We start from the raw sequence: 21,298 nt of genomic DNA on the forward strand, positions 1-21,298 counted from the left end.
GGACAACATACGCGTTGTGCGCCATCGACTTTTACCGATTTTTTCAATGCAGAAAAAGCAAGAATGATAGCGGAGGGCATGGATTCAGGAGAATTACTTCTTAAACTGGAAGACCTAAATCTTGGGAGGCTTCGGATCGCTTCAAAAGGCATAGAGCGCCAAGGGGATCAACTTGTTCCATTACCGTCGGAAGAACAGCTTGAAAATGGTTTATTTATGACTGGGGCTATTACTGCTTTTAGTAATAAGATACGTCCTATCAAAGAAATTCATAAAATGATTGGTGAAGGTAGTAGAGCGATAACAGATAAGATTGCACTACCAGAAAGTACAACGAATGATTCTAAATCGGTTGATGTAGCTATTGTAGGTATGGCAGGACTTTTCCCAGGTGCCGAGGATAACGAACAGTATTGGAGCAATATTGTTTTTGGACAAGATTGCATAACAGAAGTACCAGATGAGCGTTGGTCTAAAGAGATGTTTTATGATCCTGAAACAAAAGATACAGATCACGTAGTTTCTAAGTGGGGCGGATTTTTAGGTAAGCATGACTTTGATGCTTTGGAATTTGGAATTACGCCACAATCTTTAGCAGCCGTTGAACCGGTTCAATTATTGAGTCTACTTGTGACGAAACGAGCATTAGAAAATGCTGGGTATTCAGACCTGGACAATGGTGATTTTGAAGAAACTTCTGTCATATTCGGTGCTCAAGGCGCAGGAGAATTGGCGACATCTTACGGATCTCGAGCGGGATTACAGCAATTGCTTGGTGAATTGCCAGAAGAGGCCAAAGAAATTTTACCAAGATTAACAGAAGATTCGTTCCCTGGAGTATTATCAAACGTTATTGCTGGGAGAATCTCTAACCGCTTGAACACAGGTGGACGTAATTTCACAGTAGATGCCGCGTGTGCTTCATCGCTAGCTGCTTTAGATATAGCCTTATCAGAGCTAACGACAGAAAAAGCCAACATGGTTATTTTAGGTGGGGCGGATTTGCATAACAGTATTTATGACTTCTTGATGTTTTCTAGCACATTTGCATTGTCTAAAAAAGGGCGTTGCGCGACTTTTGATGAAAGTGCAGATGGTATAGCTCTTGGAGAAGGTGTTGGAGTTGTCGTTCTAAAAAGATTGGAAGATGCAAAACAAGATGGCAACAATATTTTAGCTGTTATTAAAGGTATAGGAGCAAGTAGTGATGGAAAAAGCTTAGGGCTCACAGCACCAAGTCGTAGAGGACAAATAAAAGCGTTAGAGCAAGCATACGAAACTGCTGGAATTAATCCTTTAGACGTCGGCTTGATTGAAGCGCATGGGACAGGTACTGCCGTAGGGGATCAAATCGAGCTAAATGCACTGACCGATTTGTTCGTAGACAGTGGTTCAGAACCAGGTAGCATCAAGTTAGGATCAGTAAAATCTCAAATCGGCCATACAAAATGTGCCGCTGGGGTTGCGGGCTTAATGAAAGCTGTTAACAGTGTGCGCTACGGTATATTCCCGCCGACTTTGCATTTAAATCAGCCAAATGCAGCATACTTCCCTAGTAGCCCATTTTCTTTCCGGACTGAAAAATCGAGTTTCTGGAATGCAGAACGTCGTATTGCAGGAATTAGCGGTTTTGGGTTTGGTGGGACCAACTTCCATACGATTATTCAAAATTATGACAACGAAGTAGCTGATACTCCAATCGAGCATTGGCCGTCTGAATTATTTGTTTTTTCTGGAGAAACACCAGAAGAAGCTGTTGAATTAATGAAAAAAGTTAGATCTGTTTACAAAATAAATGATAAGTTGAAATTGAGAGACATTGCTTACTCTACCTTTAAATATGGCCAAGACAAAACTGTTCAATATGTCATTGTAGCTAAAACAAGAGAAGAGTTACTGGCTCGCATTGAGATGGCTAAAGAAGGTCAAACAGATGAAAATATTCAAAAACTGGCGAAAGTAGATGGAAAAGTGGCCTTTATGTTCTCTGGTCAAGGAAGCCAACGTATCAATATGGCAGCAGATTTATTTATGGTATTCCCACAATTGCGCAGTCTTTTAAAAGGGAATGAACAGTACGAGGAAATCTTGTTCCCAAACCAGGCCTTCACACCAGAAGAAAGACGCGCACAACAAGAAAGAATAAAGGATACAAAAAATGCACAACCTCTTCTTGGAATCGTGGATACGGCCATTTCTGAATTGCTGACTGCGTTCGGTATTCAACCAGATATGGTTGCAGGCCACAGTTACGGGGAACTTCCTGCACTCCGTTTCGCTGGAGTATTTGATACAGATAACTTGGTCAAATTAAGTGAAAGCCGTGCAGAAGCTATTTTGGCCTCAGTAGGTGAAGATGCTGGAAAAATGGCAGCTGTTCATACCGACACAAATACAGTCGATGCGATGATTGCAGAATTAGAAGAAGTTTGGGCAGTTAATTATAACTCTCCGCAACAAACTGTTATTGCAGCAAGCCAAAAAGGAATGGAATTGTTCGTTAAAAAAGCAGAAGAAATGCAAATCTCATACACTGAAATCAATGTATCCTGCGCGTTTCATAGCCCTTTGTTAGCAGATGCCCAAGGTTACTTTGCCGAAGCATTGAGTAAAGTTAAATTTAAGAAAGCAACTTTGCCAGTATGGTCAAATACGACTTCTAAAACCTACCCACAAGACCCAGCAGCTATACAAAAACGATTGGCAGAACATGTCGTAAAACCAGTTCGTTTTGTGGAACAAATCGAAGCTATGTACGAAGATGGTGCACGTATTTTTGTTGAAGTTGGTCCAGGTGGCACACTTGTTGGTTTGGTTAATAAGACGCTAGATTCGGATAAAATTGTTCCTATTCAAGTAGAACGCTCGAATGAAGAAGGGGTAACCTATTTCTTGCAAGCTTTAGCTAAATATATGACAACAGGCAGAACTATAAATATGGAAAATATGTTTAAAGAAAGGAAGGTCACGTTGATTGATTTAGAAAATACGGACAAATATAAAAAGAATGCAACTGTATGGAATGTAGATGGTCGAGCTGCAATGCCAGAAAAAGGAGAACTACCTGCTCATGCCGGGAAACAAGTCCAAGGAGAGATTCTTTCACTGGATAGATTGAAGAAAAATTACTCAGGATCTGGTAATCCAGAAGACATTGTTATGGCATATTTAGATAATATGAATGCAATGGTTCAAGATCAAAGAGATGTAATGTTGGGGTATTTAGGAAGCCCAGATATTTCTCCACGCATGGCAACAGAGCGTAGACAAGTTGCTTATAGCAATGCTCCTGAAACGCTCCATCAAAATGATAATTTCATTGAGCTCACGGAAACAGAGGTAGTGGGAGAATCCAGTGGCCTTCCAGAGGTTGCAAGCCTTTCTTCTGAAGAAATAGCAAATATTATCTTAGAAATTGTTAGTGAGAAAACAGGATATCCAATAGAAATGTTGGACTTAGATATGGACTTAGAAGCTGATTTAAGTATCGACAGCATTAAGAAAATGGAGATCATCGGAGCTTTAGGAGAGCGTGTAGCCTTACCTGAAAGCCAAGATGGCGGAATGGATGAATTTTTCGAGAAGATGATTTCTATTAAGAAATTTAGAGATCTTGTTTTCTGGATAGAGGAAATCGGAAAATCAGTGGAAGAAGGAGCTGCTTCGACCTCAAGTTCTACAGAATTTGAAGGAGTATCGGCGCTAGACCACTTAGCTTCCACGGACAAAGAAGAAGAGTTACTACAAAATGATGTTGTTCGCATGATCATAGAAAAAACCTCAACTCCGATCGATGAAATGAACTTGGATCGTGTCAAAGGTAAAATGTTTGCCATAGCTACAGGAAATACAGATTTAGGCACACAGATCATAGATGCGTTGGATCAGCTCGGAGCCAATGCCGGTTTAGTGGAAGAGATGGCCTTGAACGAGTGTCACGGGTTAATCATGATTCATTCTGTTGAAAATAAAGAACAGACTGGCGCGAAACAACTATTTAACTTGTTGAAACAATCTGAGATGACTCCGTTAGAATGGGTTATTGCATTAGATGATACGCCAAGTAAGGAAGAAAACGTGGTACCAGAAGGTTTCGCAGGGCTTATTAAAGCACTTGCTCATGAGTACGCGGATATTGATTTCTGTTCCATAACGGTAACGGGTGTATTGGATAACAAAGAATTGGGTGCGATTGTGCTCCAAGAATTAGCTTCTGAAAACAACTATCCAGAAATTGTTTATGAAGGAAAAGAACGCTTTAAAGTTGTTCCTAAAATAGTCAATTTAAATGAGGAAGAATTAAGCAAATCAGCCCTTGCATTAAATCCAGAATCTGTTGTTTTAGCATTAGGTGGTGCTCAAGGTATAACACCGCACTTACTATCTAAGTTTGCAAAAGAGTGCCCATGTCACTATGTGTTAGTCGGAAGAACAGAATTTAACGGCGTAAATGAAGCACATAAAGATTTAGAAACAATCGAAGAAATTCGCCAACACTTAATTACAGTAGAAGGCATGAAACAACCAAAAGAGATTGAAGTGCAAGCAAAAGAAATTTTTTAAAACAAAACAAATAGCTTCGTCGATCGCTCTCGTGGAAAAAAGCGGAGGCAAAGTAACGTATAAAAAAAGCTTATGTAACAGACCAAGACGAGCTGCGTCAATTGATTGCGGATGTAAAAGAAGAATATGGTCAAATAGACGGTGTCATTCATGCAGCTGGAATTCTTGAAGATAAATTATTTAAAAACAAAGAGTTGGCTTCTTTTGAACGTGTTTATAACACAAAGGTATTGCCATTAGAGGTCATCATGGAAGAACTAGCGACAGAATTAAAATTATTGGTTCTATTTAGCTCTATCTCTTCTGCATTCGGCAACGCAGGTCAATGTGATTATTCTTCTGGAAACAGTGCGATGGATGCTGCAATAACCAATTTCCAAACCGCGAACCCAACAATGGTTATCAAATCATTTAACTGGGGACCTTGGAAGGGTGCGGGTATGGTAGACGCAGGATTAGAAAGTGAGTTCCGTAAAAAAGGAATCAGCTTTATAGAGTTAGATAAAGGCGGAGATTTCTTTGTGAAAGAAATTTTCCATGGAACAAATGCACGCGTTTTAGCCATCGCGGGAGAAGAGGAAAATATGGCTAATTTTATCGATGAGGCGCTGATAGCGGAGAAAAGGAGTATGACAAATGTCTGACAAGAAGACAACTAACCAAGATATTGCGATTGTTGGCATGTCGGTCTTTTCTCCAGCCGGAGATAGCGTGGAAGAATTTTGGCAAGGGATATCTCAAGGGAAAGATTTTATCACAGATGCTCCTAGCGATATTATCGATCCGTATCACTTTGAAGGGACTCCAAATGGTGTTGACCGTTTTTATTGTAAGCGAGGCGGTTTTAGTAAAGCATTTAAAGTAGATCCTCTTCGGTATGGTATTTTACCTGTAGCAGCTGATGGCATAGAGCCAGATCAGCTAATCTCAATGGCAGGAGCTGAACAAGCTCTTGCCGATGCAGGTGTATTCGAGAAAGAAATCTCTCTTAAAAAAGGCAGTATCATTATTGGAAAAGGAAATTTTTCTGGAGTGGTTCCGCTACGAAGTCTTGAAATTATTCGTATGGCGCGACAATTTACTTCTCTTCTTAAAACAACTTTACCAGAATTGAAAGACGAAGATTTAGAAAAAGTAAAAGAGGCTTATCAAGGCAAGCAAGGACGTTACCAAGCAGATATGGCAATTGGAACAATGCCTAACCTGGTAGCCTCGCTTGTGGCTAACAAATTTGATATGCAAGGTCCTGCGTACACAGTTGATGCGGCTTGTGCCAGTGGGATTGTCGCGATTAACCACTCCATGGAATTATTGCGTAGCGGTGAGTGCGATATCGCTGTTGCAGGAGGAATGCACAGCGCGCACAGTGCCATGTTCTGGGGAGCATTTGATATGCTCGGAGCTATGTCCAGAAAACAAAAAATTGCGCCATTCAGTGAAGATGCCGACGGATTATTAGTTGGTCAAGGTGGAGGATTTGTCGTTTTAAAAACCTTGAAAAAAGCACAAGAAGATGGCGATAAAATTTATGCGGTCATCAAAGAATCGGCTATTTGTAGTGACGGAGCTGGAACGCATGTAACGGTTACTTCCGTCGAAGGCCAAGTAAGAGTTTTAGAAAAAGCATGGGGAAAAGCTGGGATGAATCCAGAAGAATTAGGCTATATAGAAGCTCACGGAACAGCAACGGTTGTAGGGGATAAAACAGAAATTACGACATTGAAAACTTTTTTTGGAGATAACAACCATAAAAAAGCGTATGTGGGGTCTGTTAAATCGAATATTGGTCATGCGATGCCCGCAGCTGGAATGATTGGTGTCATCAAGGCGGCTCTGTCTCTTTATCATAAAAAGATACCACCAACTTTGCATTGTGAAAATCCGTTACCCGAAATGTTTGAATCACGTTTTATGCCACCACAAGAACTTATGGATTGGAAAGCAAGTGAATTACCATTAGTGGCTGGTGTCAACGCTTTTGGATTTGGCGGAATTAACGCACATGCCATCCTCACAGCATATGAAGCGCCAGCAGATGCCAAACCGCAACGTAAGAAACCATATTTTGGTGAAGCATTAATGATTTCTGCAAAAAGCAATGGGCAGCTCATTGAAAAAATAAAAAAGGGAGACTATACGAATACGGGCGGGAACTATCGTCTTGTTATATTTGACCCGACAGAAGATAGAATAGAACGCGCTATCTCTATTATTGAAAAAGGAAAAACTTGGCATAGTCGTTTTGATATTTGGTATAGCAATAATCCAATGTTGTTAAACGGCGGTAAGATTGCTTTTATGTTCCCAGGCTTCAATCCAAATTGGGAAAGCGAGACTATTTCTCTTAGTGACAGCTTTGATTTACCAAGCATGGAAGAATTTATTGGTACGCCCGCAACCAGCACAAATGAATTTGTGAGTGCGTTAGATATTAATAAAGAAACAGATAGAGCTTCTATTTTAGCGGATCATATTAACGCAGTGACCACGCAATCGCTGGATAAACTGAACATTGAAGCGGATATGTATTTAGGGCATAGTATCGGGGAATGGCAAGCTGTACGATACGCTCAGATGGTAGAAGGAAACGGCAATAAAATGGTCGAAATTATGCGAGATTGGGATGAGCTAGTCGACTATCCTCTAATTGCTGTAAGTGGTGTCGGCTTAGAAAAAGCTGAACAATGGTGCAATGAAATTCCAGAACTTTACATGGCGAATGATAATTGTCCTAACCAAGTATTGTTTAGTGGAAAACATGATGCCGTTGAAAAATTATGCTCGTTGCTCGATCAACAAAGCATCTTTTATACCCAAATGCCTATTTCTGTAGGCTGGCACACCCCTCTAATTGCGGGTAGTATGGATAAAAATAAAGAATTTTTAGAACATGTAGAAGTGAAAAAAGGAAAAGCTCCTGTTTGGTCTTCTGCTACGCTTGAATGCATCCCTCATGAAAAAGAAAAATACGTAGAATTAGTTTCAGAGCAACTATTTAAACCCGTATATTTCCGCGGTTTAATCGAAAAACTCTACAAAGAAGAAAATGCGCGTATTTTTATTCAAATTGGGCGAGGACCATTAACGAATTTTGTAGAAGATACGTTGAAGGGCAAAGATTTCGGCGCGATAGAAGCCAATGTTTCCATGCGTGATGGTGCAGACCAACTTCGCAGAGTTCAAGCGCTACTTTTTGTGGAAGGAAAAGAAATAGATCCTACTTTCTTAGGTGTAAAGCCGGCATACCAAGTAGATAATAGTTTATTTGTGATTCCACGCGGCGCACCAAGCATTATCACTGATTTACCAGAATTAAAAGAGGCAGTTGCACAAAGATACGGGGAAGATGGTTTCACTACTCTTTCAGAAGCTTCTTTAAATAAGGAGCATCAGATGCCGATCCCAGCGATGCTTCAGGACAATATCCGTGATGCAGTGAAAGTTCAGAAAGAAATAGAACAATTATTTGAAAAACGGATACAAGCTTCTGGTGGCAAAGAGCGCGCGGCTGTTCCAAGCCGTTCGGTAACTAAGACAAAAGAGACGAGAAATTTAGCACCTTTTGAAGAACCGTTATCCCTGGATTTTAAAGATCATCCTTATCTGGTCGACCATTCGATTGTTCGTCAGCCAAAATGGTGGGACAATCAGGAAGATCTAAATCTTGTCGTACCATTCACCATGACGATTGAATTATTATCTGAGATTGCCAAGAAAAGAATGCCAGGTAAAAAGCTGATCAAAATTCGGAATGTAGCTGCATATCAATGGATTGGCTTAGAAAAACCATTTGATGAAACAGTAGCTGGAAAATGGTTATCAGAAGATACGATTTCATTACAACTCGGTTCGTATGCTAAAGCAGAGTTTGTGTTTGCAGACCAATGGCCAGCGCAACCAAAAGAGTACGTTGGTAAAATTGATATTGGCGAGAGCATTATGAAACCATATACAAGTGAAGAGTTCTATGATCTATTCTCCTTCCATGGACCTCAGTATCATTCTTGTAAAGAAGTGTCGAAAGTAGCCTCAAGAGGTATGCTAACTTCTGCTGAAAAACGAGAAGGAAAAGGTTCTCTACTTGATATTATGGGTCAACAACTAGGTCTATTTTTACATTTGACTGCCAAGAAGAATACGATTTCTTTCCCAGTACGCTTAAAAGAGATGGACTTATATGAAGATATATTTGACCAACAAGGTACATTTGAGCACACCCTACAAATTACTCGGATGAGTGAATCTGTCATTGCAGGAAATATGATTTTAAAACGCGGAGGCAAAGTTTGGTCAGTTGCAAAAGACTTTGTTTGCCAGCGATTTGAGAATCAGTTACCTGTTTGGTATGTTATCTTGAAACCGCAGAAGAACATTCTGGCAGAACAACTAGAGCCTGGCGTATTCATGTTCAATAATACCAACCAAGAGAATATTTTAGGATTGCTTTCGAAACGGTATTTGAACGAGCAGGACAGACAAATGTCAGAGTCACTAGAATCTTCCAAATTACAGCGTCAGTTCCTTATCAGCCGGATTGCTTTAAAAGATGCAGTGCGTCACCATATAGCGGCAGACAAAGAAGATATGATTTATCCAATTGAGATCTTTTCTGAGCATGACGAACAAGGAAAACCGGTTGTGCGAGGTCATGAAATGAGTCGAGATAAAGCAGACAATTATCATGTATCGATTGCTCACAAAGAAAATATTGGTGTAGCTATGGTAGCAGATCATGCAGTTGGGATAGACATTGAATTCATTGAAGAAAAAAATGCGGATTTCTTGAATGCAGCGTTCACGGACAAAGAACGAGCTATTCTTCAAAAACTAGGAAACCAGCCAGAAGATATCATCCGTTTCTGGGTAGCTAAAGAAGCAAGTGCTAAAAAAGCAGGAACGGGCTTTAAAGGACAGCCACAAAAATTTGAAGTCACGAAGGTTGAAAATAATAACCTGTACGTGAATGATGATTGTGTGAAGACATCTGTTGTTGAAGGAAAGTACGTGGTTGGATGGACAATTTAAAGGGACAGCAAGTATTCTTGACATTAAAGGAATTCATTGTAGATATCATTGGGGAAGACGTAGCTGAATTTATTGAGATTGCCCCATCCAGCCGTTTTGTCCAAGACTTAGAAATGGACAGTATTCAAATCGTTGTTTTCGCAGAGAAGGTAAAAAAAGAATACGATATGAGCACAAAATTTGTCGGCTGGATTTCTAAAAAATCAATGAGGAAAATTATGAATATGACTGTTGGTGATGTCGTGGAGTTTATTGTCCACAAACAGTGATTTTAACCAGTTGGCTTCATAAATGATAGAACGTGTATCATTAAGGCGTTAAAATAATATATTGATCGAATGGAGAGGATTTACCGTTTTCTGTTTGGGCGTGAGCTTGTGGTAGAAACTCGGTGCCTCTCTCTTCTGAAGTAAGGAGAATAAATGGATTATATAGAAATAGAAGGACGAAAAATTCATACAGTTGAAATAAATCCATCTGGAGAAGAAACAGTAATCATGTTGCACGGACTTTTTACAAATTTATCGCTTTACTACATGACTATTGGACCGGAAATAGCCAAAAATAAGCGCGTTATCTTATATGATTTGAGAGGTCATGGTATGAGTGAATGGAATGATGATGGTTTTTCGATTGCCTCACTTTCCGAAGAACTGATCAAAATAATGGACTTTTACAATGTTAAGAATGCAGATATTGTAGGCTATAGTTATGGTGGAACTACGGCACTGTATACGGCTATTACTCATCCAACGAGAGTTAAAACACTTACTTTAATTGATGCGCCTCTCTTAAATGAAGACTATTTTAAAAATGTATCCCTAAATAGTGAAGAGATGCTTCAAGCGTATAAAAAATCTGTTGGGATAGCTGTAAAAAATAGTGTAGCCGATCAAACAGAGAAAAAAATAGATAAGATTATGAATCAAGGTCAGCTGATTGATGCAATTTCTACGAGTCAAAGTTTGCTAACAGAAGACAAAATCAGTATGATAAAGAAACCAGTTTTGTTATTATACGGTACTCGGTCTCCATTTATTCAAACAGGAAAGCTATTGGAAAAAAGAATACCCGATGCTCGGATAGGCACTGTTTCCGGGGATCATAATTTTCCAGTTAAGAAGGGCAAATGGATTGCTCAAAAATTAACTAAATTCCTTTCTGAAGAAAACGGAGCTATCTTGTTAAAATTACAAAGTATCCAGAAATCGTATTATTTAAATAAGGAAGAATTTCCAGTGCTCCAAGGGATTGACTTAGAAATTGGTCGTGGAGAATTTATTTCTATTTTAGGAGAATCTGGAGGCGGCAAGTCAACTTTGATGAATATTATTGGCGGATTAGACAATAAATATACTGGAGAAGTGGTCGTGAATGGAAAGAATATCAAAGCAAGCACTGAGAAAGAGCTTGATTTGTACCGCCGAGATACGATCGGTTTCATTTTCCAATCCTTCAATTTAATCAATTATCTCAATGTGCTAGATAATGTGTTAATCGCATTAAAAATGACTAACTTGACGAAAGAAGAGCAGGTTACACGAGCGACGGATTTACTAAAACAAGTCGGCTTGGAGCAACATATGGGGAAACATCCTAATCAACTTTCAGGTGGTCAGAAACAGCGCGTAGCAATTGCTCGAGCCTTAGCCCACGATCCAAGCATTATTATTGCAGATGAGCCAACAGGAGCGCTAGATGCTCAAAATACGAAAGAAGTATTGGAGATTTTGGGCAATATCGCTAAGTCTGGGAAATTAGTTGTAGTAGTTACCCATTCGCAATCTGTCGCTAATTACGGCACTTATATTGTGCGCTTGGCTGACGGAAAAGTGGAAGAAGAAGAGCGACTTCGTGAAACATATCCGGTTGAAACACAAAAAGCGCAGGTAAGTAAGCCGCTTTCTTTTACAAGCCTTATTAAAATGGCGTGGAGTCACATGATGTATGGTATTAAGCGAAACCTCCTCATTGTTTTAGGTGGCGGTATTGGTATTTTTTCAGTTCTTTTAATGCTGGCTCTAGGTGCGGGCGGAAACGGTTATATCAATAAACAAGTTAGCGATCTAGTAAACCCCAATTCCTTTCAGGTGGTAAAAGAAAGAGAAGATAGTCAGCAAGTAAAGCATTCCGAAGAGATAAATAGCCAAGATATTGAGAAACTTAAAAAATTAGAACACGTTAAGAATGTGCAAAAAGGCGTTTTTACCAGCGGAGCCACGCTAAATTATGCAGAAAACAAGGCGCAAACTACTATTTTTCAAACACTTACGGATAGTATAAAACAAAATGATATTAAAATAGGTAAGCCGCCAGTAAAAAATGAAATTCTTTTAGAAAAAGGAATAGCAAAAGAGCTTAATAAAAATTATAAAGATTTGATTGGAGAAAAGGTCAAATTATCGTTGCAAGTTTTAGATGCTGCGGATGTACCGAAAATCATTTCAGCAGAAGTCACGGTTTCAGGTATTTCTGATGAGCAGGGCAGTTCGGCTATCTCCTACGACACACTAGAAGCTATGTATGATCAAAACAAACTTTCTCTGACTCCTAATTTTATTAATATTACAGTCGATAAAACCACCAATGTAAAGGCAGTTCAAAATAAGATTAAGGATATGAAGGCAGATAGCAAAGTAAGTTTTTCCGTTACAGGAGTTGGTGCAATCTTAGACACAGTAACAATTTATATTAATCTTGCGGTCTATATTTTAACAGCTATTGCGGGGATCTCACTCCTTGTTTCTGCTATCATGGTAATCGTTGTCCTGTATATCTCTGTTTCTGAACGAACTAAAGAAATCGGTATTTTGCGAGCACTAGGCGCCAGAAAAAAAGACATACGCTATTTATTTGTATCCGAAGCGCTCTTTTTAGGGATTTTTAGTTCTATTCTGGGTGTCATTGGAGTTATCATTACTCAAACGCTTATCAATCCAATTGTTTATGAACATATTTCCTATAATATTGTGCAACTTTCACTTGGACAAATTCTTTTTGGAGTTGGAATCAATATATTGATCAATTTACTTGCAGCCTTGGCCCCGAGTCGAAAAGCTGCTAAATTAGATCCAATTGAAGCTGTGTCAATGGAATAGTGGTTAAGGTAACACATGATACATGGACCCGCATAACAAGAATTAATGGAGGAAAATTTATATGAAGAAAGCCATCATCGCATTAGTTGTGATTGTCCTATCGATAGCGATACTTTTAACTGCTTGTAGCTCACCGAAATCAGAGTTCATGTCATCTTTTCGAAATATCATTAAAAATAAGCAATATACTTCTATATTCACTCTGCAATCAACAGAGATAGCTGGATTTTCCGCACTCGATTCATTTAATCCAGACGCATTAACAGCGAGTAATTTGACAATCAAAACATCGCGAGATACAGAGCGTGATCTAGCTTATAATACTATTGAGCTTCACACTGGAGGATTTCCAGCGCTGGATGTAACTACCCACGCCTTTCATAATGGGAATACTGGGCAAATTTTCATTCCAACGAATGACTTTTTCGAAACGTCAGCAATAGTCACACAACTGCTGGATTTAGTAACAAATTCTGTGTTTTCTGAGATGCTTACGAATAATCAAAATTTAAAAGATAGGCACCTTGATCTGCGACAAATCTTACAATACGTAACCGGCGAAGCCATGGATGAAAAAACAGCCGGTATACAAGCAGGTCAAATTCAGGCTATCGTGGAAAAAACGGTTGTTCTACTCTATAAACAATTAAACAGCTTAGATAAGAGTAATTATCAAGCGGAAGACGGAATGATTACGTTGACGCTCAACAAGACGGAGCTCACAGAACTTGCGAATGCATGGCTAGAGGAGTTCTATTCCAATCAAGATTTTATAAGCTTGTATGCTAAAGTAGCGGGTTTAACGGAATCTGAGGCAAAAAAAAACATGGCATGCCACCAATAAGAACAATCAAGAAACGCTCAAAAACCTAATGAAAAACGATAATACACAACTCAGCATGACCGTGACTTTGCAACCAGATGCGGATAAAGGTATTGAAAAACTTGTTATGGCAGTGGATTACAAAAATAAAGAAACAAATCAGAAACTAAAATTCGATCTCACAATGGAACTTGTAGACTTTGAGAAAATACCGACATTCCCAAGTGAAAAAAACATTGTAAATAAACAAGAGCTGGATGCACTTATGGCGGACATTAACATTGAACAACTTAAGTAAAAAATAGTTGAGCGTAGTTGCGATAACATAAAGGAAGTGTCAAATTAGACTGCTCATTGTCGATATTTTATCGGGAATGGCAGTCTAATTCTTGCTTTCGTTTCTATTTTTGAATAGGTAAAAAGAAGAATTAAGATTCCCTCGCGCAAGTAAGGTGCAATTTTTCATGAAAACCTATACAATAAAGGTATAACGATAGATAAAGGAGGGAGCAGTGCATTTTAAAGCGTGCTACTGCGAAAGGTATGGCGAAAATAATTTTTGTAAGAGATGAACAAGATGAATTTCAAGCATATGATTTCCTACACAGTTTAATAAGCGAACAACCTTTAATGTCGACCCTTTTATTACAAGGCCTACTGCAACTAGAAAAAGCAGAAACAAGAAAATTAACAACAGGGCATCAGGTTTTACCCGAAATTCACTTAACGATCGGCAAAAATCAGTCGTATTCACTGCAAACAAATAAAATCGAGACGTCAGTGGATCAGCCAATTCAAGAAATGAAAGTCCATTTCAAGGATAAAAACTGTCGGATGCTTTACTTTACGGCTTTTTCTGAGACAGAAACGTATTATTGCTTCGTAAAAGGCTATTTTAAAGATCGCAACCCATTCAATGACAAAATGAGCGCATATCGTGAGGAAGTGAAACGTATTTTCCTGCGCCGCGCTGAAGCGAAACTTAGCATCGGAAAAGATGATTATGAGTTTGAGACGCTAAAAACATTGGCATGGGAAAATGAAGCGATCGTTCACTACTTAGACAGTTTTTCGGCGCGTCTAGGTCAGCTCATCTTCGCAAAACGTGTGAAAAAGAAATGGTCACAACTAGATTTAAGTTTAAAATCTGATTTATCACCGCTTGTTGTTTCGCGTTTAGAAGCGGGGGACCCAGATATGAGTGTGCGGATGTATCAAAAAGCGTGTGAAGTGCTCGATGTCTCCACAGAATTTAAAGAGGATCATTTGACGATTCACTAAAATTGTATAATAATCACGGAATGGTTTCTGATTTTAATCGGGAACCATTTTTTAATATTGTTGAAATAGAAACAAAAATTGACTATACTATTAGTAACGCACGGAATGGAGGATAGGCCATGAATAAAGAAGACGAAGTGTTGGCGCGAGTTCGGGAATTGTATAATAAGATGGCTTGGCTCAACAAGTTGAAGATGGAGGAGAGCCTTAAAGGATACACGCCTTCTGAGGTACATTGCATCGAATACATGGAGGAAAACGCCGATTCAAACGTGACTATACTTGCGGATTCCTGCTATATGACACGCGGAGCTATTAGTAAAATGACGAAGAAACTCATAAAAAAAAGGCTTAATTGAAAGCTATCAGAAGCCGGATAATAAGAAAGAAATTTATTTTCGCCTAACTGCACAAGGTAAAAAAGTCTATAAAATTCATGATGATCTGCACAATGAGTTTAAAGAACGCGATAAAGTTGTTTTTGAGGAAGTAACAGAGGAGCAATTTGATAGTATGCTTCGATTTGTGGACAGGTATAGCAAGCATTTAGATACGGAAATAGAGAAATTAGATAGGCAACCAGAGTAATGAAACGTAAGCGACATGGAAGTTCCACTTTCTATTATGGAAGGTGGGACTCTTTTTTTGTTGACAAGGAAACTAAAAAATGTTATTATTGTTGACAAGGAAACTAAAACGCGAATTTCAAAGGAGAATTTACATGTTTAAACTTAAATCACCAAAGGAACAAAACACAGAACAAACTATCAACAAACACGCTCTAATATTTGGTCTTATCTCGGTATTTCTTATCGGAATAGGCTTTAGTATCATTACGCCCGTCATCCCATTCTTAGTGCAGCCTTACATAAACGATCCTTCCAATCAGGCTATCGTTGTGACGCTACTAATGTCTGTTTACGCTATCTGTATGTTTTTCGCAGCGCCTGTACTTGGGGCTTTGAGCGATAGATACGGTCGCCGTCCATTACTTCTAGTGAGTCTTCTCGGTGCATCAATCGGCTTTTTCATTTTTGGTATTGGAGGAGCGCTGTGGGTACTGTTTGCTGGGCGCATTATAGAAGGTATAACCGGTGGAAGTATCAGTACGATTTTCGCCTACTTTGCGGATATTACCCCCCGCGAGCAACGGACAAAATACTTCGGTTGGGTGGGGGCAATGGCTGGTGCTGGTTCTGTGATGGGTCCAACGATAGGTGGATTGCTTGCTACTCATTTCGGTTACGCCGCGCCACTTTACTTTGGTGCCATTATCGCCTTGCTAAATGTAGTTTACGGATTCTTCTTTATGCCTGAAAGCCTAGATAAGAAAAATAGACTGCAAGAAATCAAGCTTACAAGACTGAATCCATTTACTCAACTTTTCGAAGTCCTTTCTATTAAAAATTTAAATCGATTGCTGATTGCGGCGTTCCTACTTTGGATACCTAATGGCTCGATGCAAGCTATTTTGTCTCAATTTACAATTGATACGTTTAGCTGGAAACCGGCACTTATTGGCCTTGTATTCTCGATTATCGGTTTTCAAGATATCATTTCACAAGCTTTCATCATGCCACAACTGTTGAAAAAACTGAGTGATAAGCAGATAGCGATTCTTGGTATGATCGCAGAAATTACCGGCTACGTCTTTATTGCAGCATCGACCTTGCTTTCGACTGCTCCTTTGTTTATCATCGGGATATTTATCTTCGGTTTCGGTGATTCGATCTTTGGGCCTTCGTTCAATGGTATGCTTTCGAAGTCTGCAGATGCGAGTGAACAAGGTCGGATTCAAGGTGGAAGCCAGTCTATCCAAGCTTTAGCCCGCATCATTGGACCGATCATCGGCGGCTTTATTTATGTAAGACTTGGCCATGCTGCACCAGCTGTTATGGCAATTGTTCTGATAGCAGTTGCCGTACTTGTTTTATATAGAAGCAAGCTAGTTACAACCGACTGAAAACATATGTTCTCATTTGCTTGACTTTACTCGCGAAAACCCTTAGAATTAAACCTTCACGCATTCAATGTGAAGAGGGGGAATTCTTATGAGTAAGACAATAACAGCGCAAGAAAGACAGGACTTTAAGACGATACCGATTGTTACGGCTTTTCTAATTGCAGGATTTATAGGCTTGTTTAGTGAAACAGCTTTAAATATGGCACTTACGGATTTAATTCGTGTATTTGATGTAAGTTCAGCAACCATTCAATGGTTAACGACGGGGTACTTGCTCACACTGGGGATTTTGGTACCAGTTTCAGGACTCTTATTACAATGGTTTACCACGCGAAAACTATTTTTTGCATCGGTTGGGTTTTCCATTGTGGGGACATTGATTGCAGCTTTAGCACCAGATTTCGGTGTCTTGATGGTGGCACGGGTCATCCAAGCTATCGGAACAGGGCTTTTGCTACCGCTCATGTTCAATACAATTCTGGTCATTTTCCCAGAGCATAAAAGGGGTTCAGCGATGGGGCTTATCGGTCTTGTTATCATGTTTGCACCGGCAGTTGGACCAACGATTTCTGGACTAATTATCGAAAACTTAACATGGAACTGGATCTTCTGGATCGCTTTACCGTTCCTTGTATTCTCATTACTTTTTGGACTGCGTTATATGAAAAATGTATCCGAAATCACAAAACCGCGCATTGATATTTTATCGATTATTTTATCGACGCTCGGTTTTGGGGGAATTGTATACGGATTTAGTAGTGCCGGTGAAAGTGGCTGGGGTAGCGCACTTGTTATTACGACTATGATTATCGGTGCGGTTAGCCTAGCATTATTTGCTTGGCGCCAGCTCACAATGGATCAACCGATGATGGACCTGCGTGTTTTCAAGTTTCCAATGTTTACGCTTGGATTACTGATCGTTTTTATCGCATTCATGATTATTTTGTCTACGATGATACTATTACCGCTCTATTTGCAAACAGGACTAGCCTTAGCCGCATTTTCAGCAGGACTAGTACTTTTACCAGGTGGGGTGATAAACGGTCTCTTATCACCGGTTACAGGGCGTCTGTTCGATGCATTCGGCGCGCGCGTACTCGTGGTTCCAGGTTTTATCGTTTCCGTTGTGACACTGTGGTTCCTAACACAAATCACATTAGACACGTCTGCTACGACGATCGTTCTTTTGCATAGTGCACTGATGATTGGCGTTTGTATGATCATGATGCCAGCGCAGACGAACGGTCTCAACCAACTACCACCAAAAATGTATCCAGATGGTACAGCGATCATGAATACGTTACAACAAGTTTCTGGTGCAATTGGTACAGCGGTGGCGATCACGATTTTGTCGGCGGGCCAAAAAGCATATATGGCGACTGTGACGAATCCAGGACCGCAAGACTTGGCCGCATCACTCGTTGAAGGTTCGCGTAATGCATTTACGTTCGGCCTAGTGATGGCGATTATTGGCCTAGTTATCTCTCTATTTTTACGTAAAAAAGCATAAAAAATGAGCCGTGTCGTTAAATTTCTGACGCGGCTTTTTCCTATAATGAAATTTATTTTCGCATAAAGTAAGACGAAACCCTATTTTTTTGATAGAATAGAGTATGAGAAGTGTAGCGAAACTACTAATATATGAGGGTTGGTGAAATAGATTGAGCAAAGTGATCGCACTAGCAAATCAAAAAGGTGGCGTGGGCAAGACGACGACATCTGTTAACTTAAGTTCCAGTCTTGCGTTTTTAGGTAAGAAAGTACTGCTTGTGGACATCGATCCGCAAGGGAATGCATCGAGCGGAGTTGGTATCAACAAAGGTGAGATCGAGCATTGTGTTTACGATGTGCTAGTTGATGATGTTGCCCTTAAAGATGTCATTAAACCAACAGCTATGGAAACGTTAGAAGTGGTTCCTGCTACGATTCAACTTGCTGGAGCAGAGGTTGAGCTCGTTCCCGCCATTTCACGCGAAATTCGTCTTAAAAAGGCGATTGATTCCGTGCGTGATAACTACGATTATGTCATTATTGATTGCCCGCCATCCCTAGGCTTGCTAACGCTAAATGCGCTAACTGCTTCTGATACGGTTTTAATCCCTGTTCAATGCGAATATTACGCGCTAGAAGGCTTGAGCCAGCTATTAAATACGATTCGGATCGTTCAAAAACATCTGAATGCAGACTTACAAATTGAAGGCGTATTATTGACGATGCTTGATGCCAGAACGAATTTAGGTATTCAAGTTATCGATGAAGTGAAGAAATACTTCCAAAATAAAGTGTTCGAAACGATTATTCCACGTAATATTCGTTTAAGTGAAGCACCAAGTCACGGTAAGCCGATTATTTTGTATGATGACAAATCTCGAGGTTCGGAAGTATACGTAGATCTTGCAAAGGAAGTGATTGCACATGGCTAAAGGATTAGGAAAAGGGATTAGCGCGCTGTTCAATAATATTGATCAGAACGAAGAAGCAGTACAGAATATCCCTGTTGGCGAAATCCGTCCAAATCCATATCAACCACGTAAAACATTTGATCCTACAGCACTCCGCGAATTGCGCGATTCTATCAAGCTCCACGGTATTTTGCAACCGGTTATTTTGCGGAAATCTGAACCAAAGGGCTACGAACTGGTTGTTGGTGAGCGTCGTTTCCGCGCAGCCAAGGAAGCTGGTTTAGAGGTTATTCCAGCGGTTGTTCGTACACTCGATGATCGCGAAATGATGGAGTTAGCCGTTTTGGAGAATTTGCAACGGGAAGATTTATCCGTGCTTGAAGAGGCGGAATCCTACGATTTGCTAATGAAAAATCTGGACTTAACGCAAGCGAAATTGGCTGATCGTTTAGGAAAAAGTCGTCCGTATATCGCCAATATGGTTCGCTTACTTTCATTGCCAGCAGAAGTTCAAGTGATGCTTCGTGATGGTTCGTTATCGATGGGACACGCTCGTGCACTGCTCGGGTTGAAAGACAAGAAGAACATCAAGCCAGTCGCTAAAAAGACGGTGGCTGATGGTTTGACGGTTCGCCAGTTGGAGAAATTAGTCGGGGATTTGAACGGGAATGTTTCACGTGAAACACCTAAAAAGCAAGAAAAAATCCCGATTTTCATCAAAGAAAGCGAATCACAATTGCGTGATAAATTCGGAACAGCGGTTTCTATTAAGCGTCGTGATAACAAAGGTAAAATTGAGATTGAATTTTTATCTGAGGACGATTTAGGTCGCATTTTAGAAATCTTAGATGTTCAGTTTGATGAGGATTAAGATGTATGGAACAGACTTTTAATCTAAATGATATTGTTGAAATGAAGAAGCAGCATCCATGTGGGACCAATCGTTGGCGTATTATCCGACTGGGAATGGATATTCGGATTAAGTGTGAAGGTTGCGGACATAGTGTGATGATTCCAAGACGCGAGTTTACGAAGAAATTGAAGCGGGTTTTGGAGAGAGCTGAGTAAATAAAAGCGTTGAATGAGTAGCCGATGTGCACCCCAAAAGTTAGACCAAAAATCTAACTTTTGGGGTGCACATCTAGCCTGAGCTGTTCGTTCAACGCTTTTTATTATGCAATAGTAGTAATAGCAATACTAATCCCAAGCATGAGAACTGCGCTTGTTAAGACGCCGCCAAGAATGTAACGCTTTTGAGTGAAATTTAGCAAGGCCACTGCTAAAAAGGAGAGAGAAAGCAGGATTTGAATCCAAATAGGGTAAGCAAAGCCTTCTGTGTTTGAATAATGCTATACATTATATTTATAAAGAGGATAGCATATACAACTAGAAGAACACTGGATATTATTTTGAAAATAGTCATTTGGTTTAGCTCCCTGATCTTTATGTATTCGTTTTCAAAATCATAGTACTGTAACACTCATAATATGTCAAATTTGTGTAGATAATTAGTTGTTTTATATTTTTGTTCAAAAAAGCAAAATAAAACGATTTTTAATTTAAAAACACGAAAGGCCAACATACTACCGATTTCATGTAGTCATCTTGGCCTTTTAATCATGCTCTGTTACTTCCCACCAAATAAGTCTTTAATTCCGTCCACGATATTTCCAACATCACCAAGCGATTCTGTGATATTTGCGTTTTCTGTTACTTGATCAACGAGGCCGCCAGCTTGTTCGCTGATTTGACCTGTGATTTCTTCGGGGTTGATTTGTTCTGTTAAGTTCTGCGCTTGTTCCGTGAGATCTGTTGCGCCGCCAGTTACTTGATCGACGACGTCACCTGCACCGCCGAGTAAATCTGTTACTTTTTCTGTTGCCATATCTTTCAAAAAATCGAATAAAGCCATACTATCGTCTCCTTTTGTGCGATTTTCATAGACTGTGTTTCCCAAAAAAGTATGCAAAAAAGACCTTACGTAAGAAACGTAAGGTCTCGCAAACAATGATGACATTGCAAGTAAAGCCGGGGTTGCCCCGTATTGACGACTTTACTATTACTGCTACTCCCTTATCGGGAACGAGAATATGAATTATCTATAGAATAGCATGATTTCACGCCAAGTGCAAGGGCATCCTTA

The 21,298-nt window shown here is 39.8% G+C and carries 13 protein-coding genes and 3 pseudogenes; 15 read left to right on the plus strand and 1 reads right to left on the minus strand.

The annotated features are described in order from the left end of the window. Nucleotides 1–276: 276 nt before the first annotated feature. From PGRAN_RS17760 to PGRAN_RS08365, 15 genes and pseudogenes are all read left to right on the plus strand, one after another. Nucleotides 277–2,913, plus strand: a pseudogene (locus tag PGRAN_RS17760) (type I polyketide synthase); the annotation flags it as partial. A gap of 504 nt (nucleotides 2,914–3,417) precedes the next feature. Continuing rightward, nucleotides 3,418–3,520, plus strand: a pseudogene (locus PGRAN_RS17765) (hypothetical protein); the annotation flags it as partial. A gap of 1,102 nt (nucleotides 3,521–4,622) precedes the next feature. Beyond that, nucleotides 4,623–5,207: an SDR family NAD(P)-dependent oxidoreductase gene (locus tag PGRAN_RS16285; RefSeq protein WP_077914636.1), complete on the plus strand. Its 585-nt coding sequence runs from the start codon at nucleotides 4,623–4,625 to the stop codon at nucleotides 5,205–5,207. Beyond that, nucleotides 5,200–9,588, plus strand: coding sequence for a type I polyketide synthase (locus PGRAN_RS08310; protein WP_036066426.1), 4,389 nt, complete (start codon nucleotides 5,200–5,202; stop codon nucleotides 9,586–9,588). Before PGRAN_RS16285 ends, PGRAN_RS08310 begins: the two co-directional genes overlap by 8 nt. After that, nucleotides 9,576–9,857: an acyl carrier protein gene (locus tag PGRAN_RS08315; RefSeq protein ID WP_036066427.1), complete on the plus strand. Its 282-nt coding sequence runs from the start codon at nucleotides 9,576–9,578 to the stop codon at nucleotides 9,855–9,857. Before PGRAN_RS08310 ends, PGRAN_RS08315 begins: the two co-directional genes overlap by 13 nt. A gap of 153 nt (nucleotides 9,858–10,010) precedes the next feature. Next, nucleotides 10,011–12,686, plus strand: a complete 2,676-nt coding sequence (locus tag PGRAN_RS08320) for an alpha/beta fold hydrolase (RefSeq protein WP_077914637.1) — start codon at nucleotides 10,011–10,013, stop codon at nucleotides 12,684–12,686. A 61-nt stretch (nucleotides 12,687–12,747) separates the two neighbouring features. Beyond that, nucleotides 12,748–13,530 carry an Lmo2079 family surface lipoprotein gene (locus PGRAN_RS08325; RefSeq protein ID WP_036066428.1) on the plus strand — a complete coding sequence of 261 codons (783 nt, stop codon included), beginning with the start codon at nucleotides 12,748–12,750 and terminating at the stop codon, nucleotides 13,528–13,530. A 28-nt stretch (nucleotides 13,531–13,558) separates the two neighbouring features. Then, entirely contained in the window at nucleotides 13,559–13,807 is a 249-nt protein-coding gene (locus PGRAN_RS08330; protein WP_036066429.1) for a hypothetical protein, read from the plus strand. 245 nt (nucleotides 13,808–14,052) lie between these two features. Then, nucleotides 14,053–14,790, plus strand: a complete 738-nt coding sequence (locus tag PGRAN_RS08335) for a helix-turn-helix domain-containing protein (RefSeq protein WP_036066430.1) — start codon at nucleotides 14,053–14,055, stop codon at nucleotides 14,788–14,790. 119 nt (nucleotides 14,791–14,909) lie between these two features. Next, nucleotides 14,910–15,378 (plus strand): annotated as a pseudogene (locus PGRAN_RS08340) (MarR family winged helix-turn-helix transcriptional regulator). 133 nt (nucleotides 15,379–15,511) lie between these two features. Beyond that, nucleotides 15,512–16,753 (plus strand): MFS transporter, encoded by a 1,242-nt coding sequence (locus PGRAN_RS08345; protein WP_036066432.1) that lies wholly within the window; start codon nucleotides 15,512–15,514, stop codon nucleotides 16,751–16,753. A gap of 88 nt (nucleotides 16,754–16,841) precedes the next feature. Continuing rightward, the gene (locus PGRAN_RS08350) at nucleotides 16,842–18,263 is read left to right on the plus strand and encodes a DHA2 family efflux MFS transporter permease subunit (RefSeq protein WP_036066434.1); all 1,422 of its coding nucleotides are present in this window, start codon (nucleotides 16,842–16,844) and stop codon (nucleotides 18,261–18,263) included. 151 nt (nucleotides 18,264–18,414) lie between these two features. Then, a complete protein-coding gene (locus PGRAN_RS08355; protein ID WP_036066436.1) occupies nucleotides 18,415–19,176 on the plus strand; it encodes a ParA family protein in 762 nt (253 codons plus the stop codon). After that, entirely contained in the window at nucleotides 19,169–20,026 is an 858-nt protein-coding gene (locus PGRAN_RS08360) for a ParB/RepB/Spo0J family partition protein (RefSeq protein ID WP_036066437.1), read from the plus strand. Before PGRAN_RS08355 ends, PGRAN_RS08360 begins: the two co-directional genes overlap by 8 nt. A gap of 5 nt (nucleotides 20,027–20,031) precedes the next feature. Then, nucleotides 20,032–20,223, plus strand: coding sequence for a DUF951 domain-containing protein (locus PGRAN_RS08365; RefSeq protein WP_036066438.1), 192 nt, complete (start codon nucleotides 20,032–20,034; stop codon nucleotides 20,221–20,223). A gap of 559 nt (nucleotides 20,224–20,782) precedes the next feature. Here PGRAN_RS08365 and PGRAN_RS08370 read toward each other — a convergent pair. Continuing rightward, nucleotides 20,783–21,067, minus strand: coding sequence for a hypothetical protein (locus PGRAN_RS08370; RefSeq protein WP_036066439.1), 285 nt, complete (start codon nucleotides 21,065–21,067; stop codon nucleotides 20,783–20,785). Nucleotides 21,068–21,298: the final 231 nt, after the last annotated feature.

The sequence above is a fragment of the Listeria grandensis FSL F6-0971 genome (genome assembly GCF_000525835.1).
Classification (GTDB): Bacteria; Bacillota; Bacilli; order Lactobacillales; family Listeriaceae; genus Listeria_A; species Listeria_A grandensis.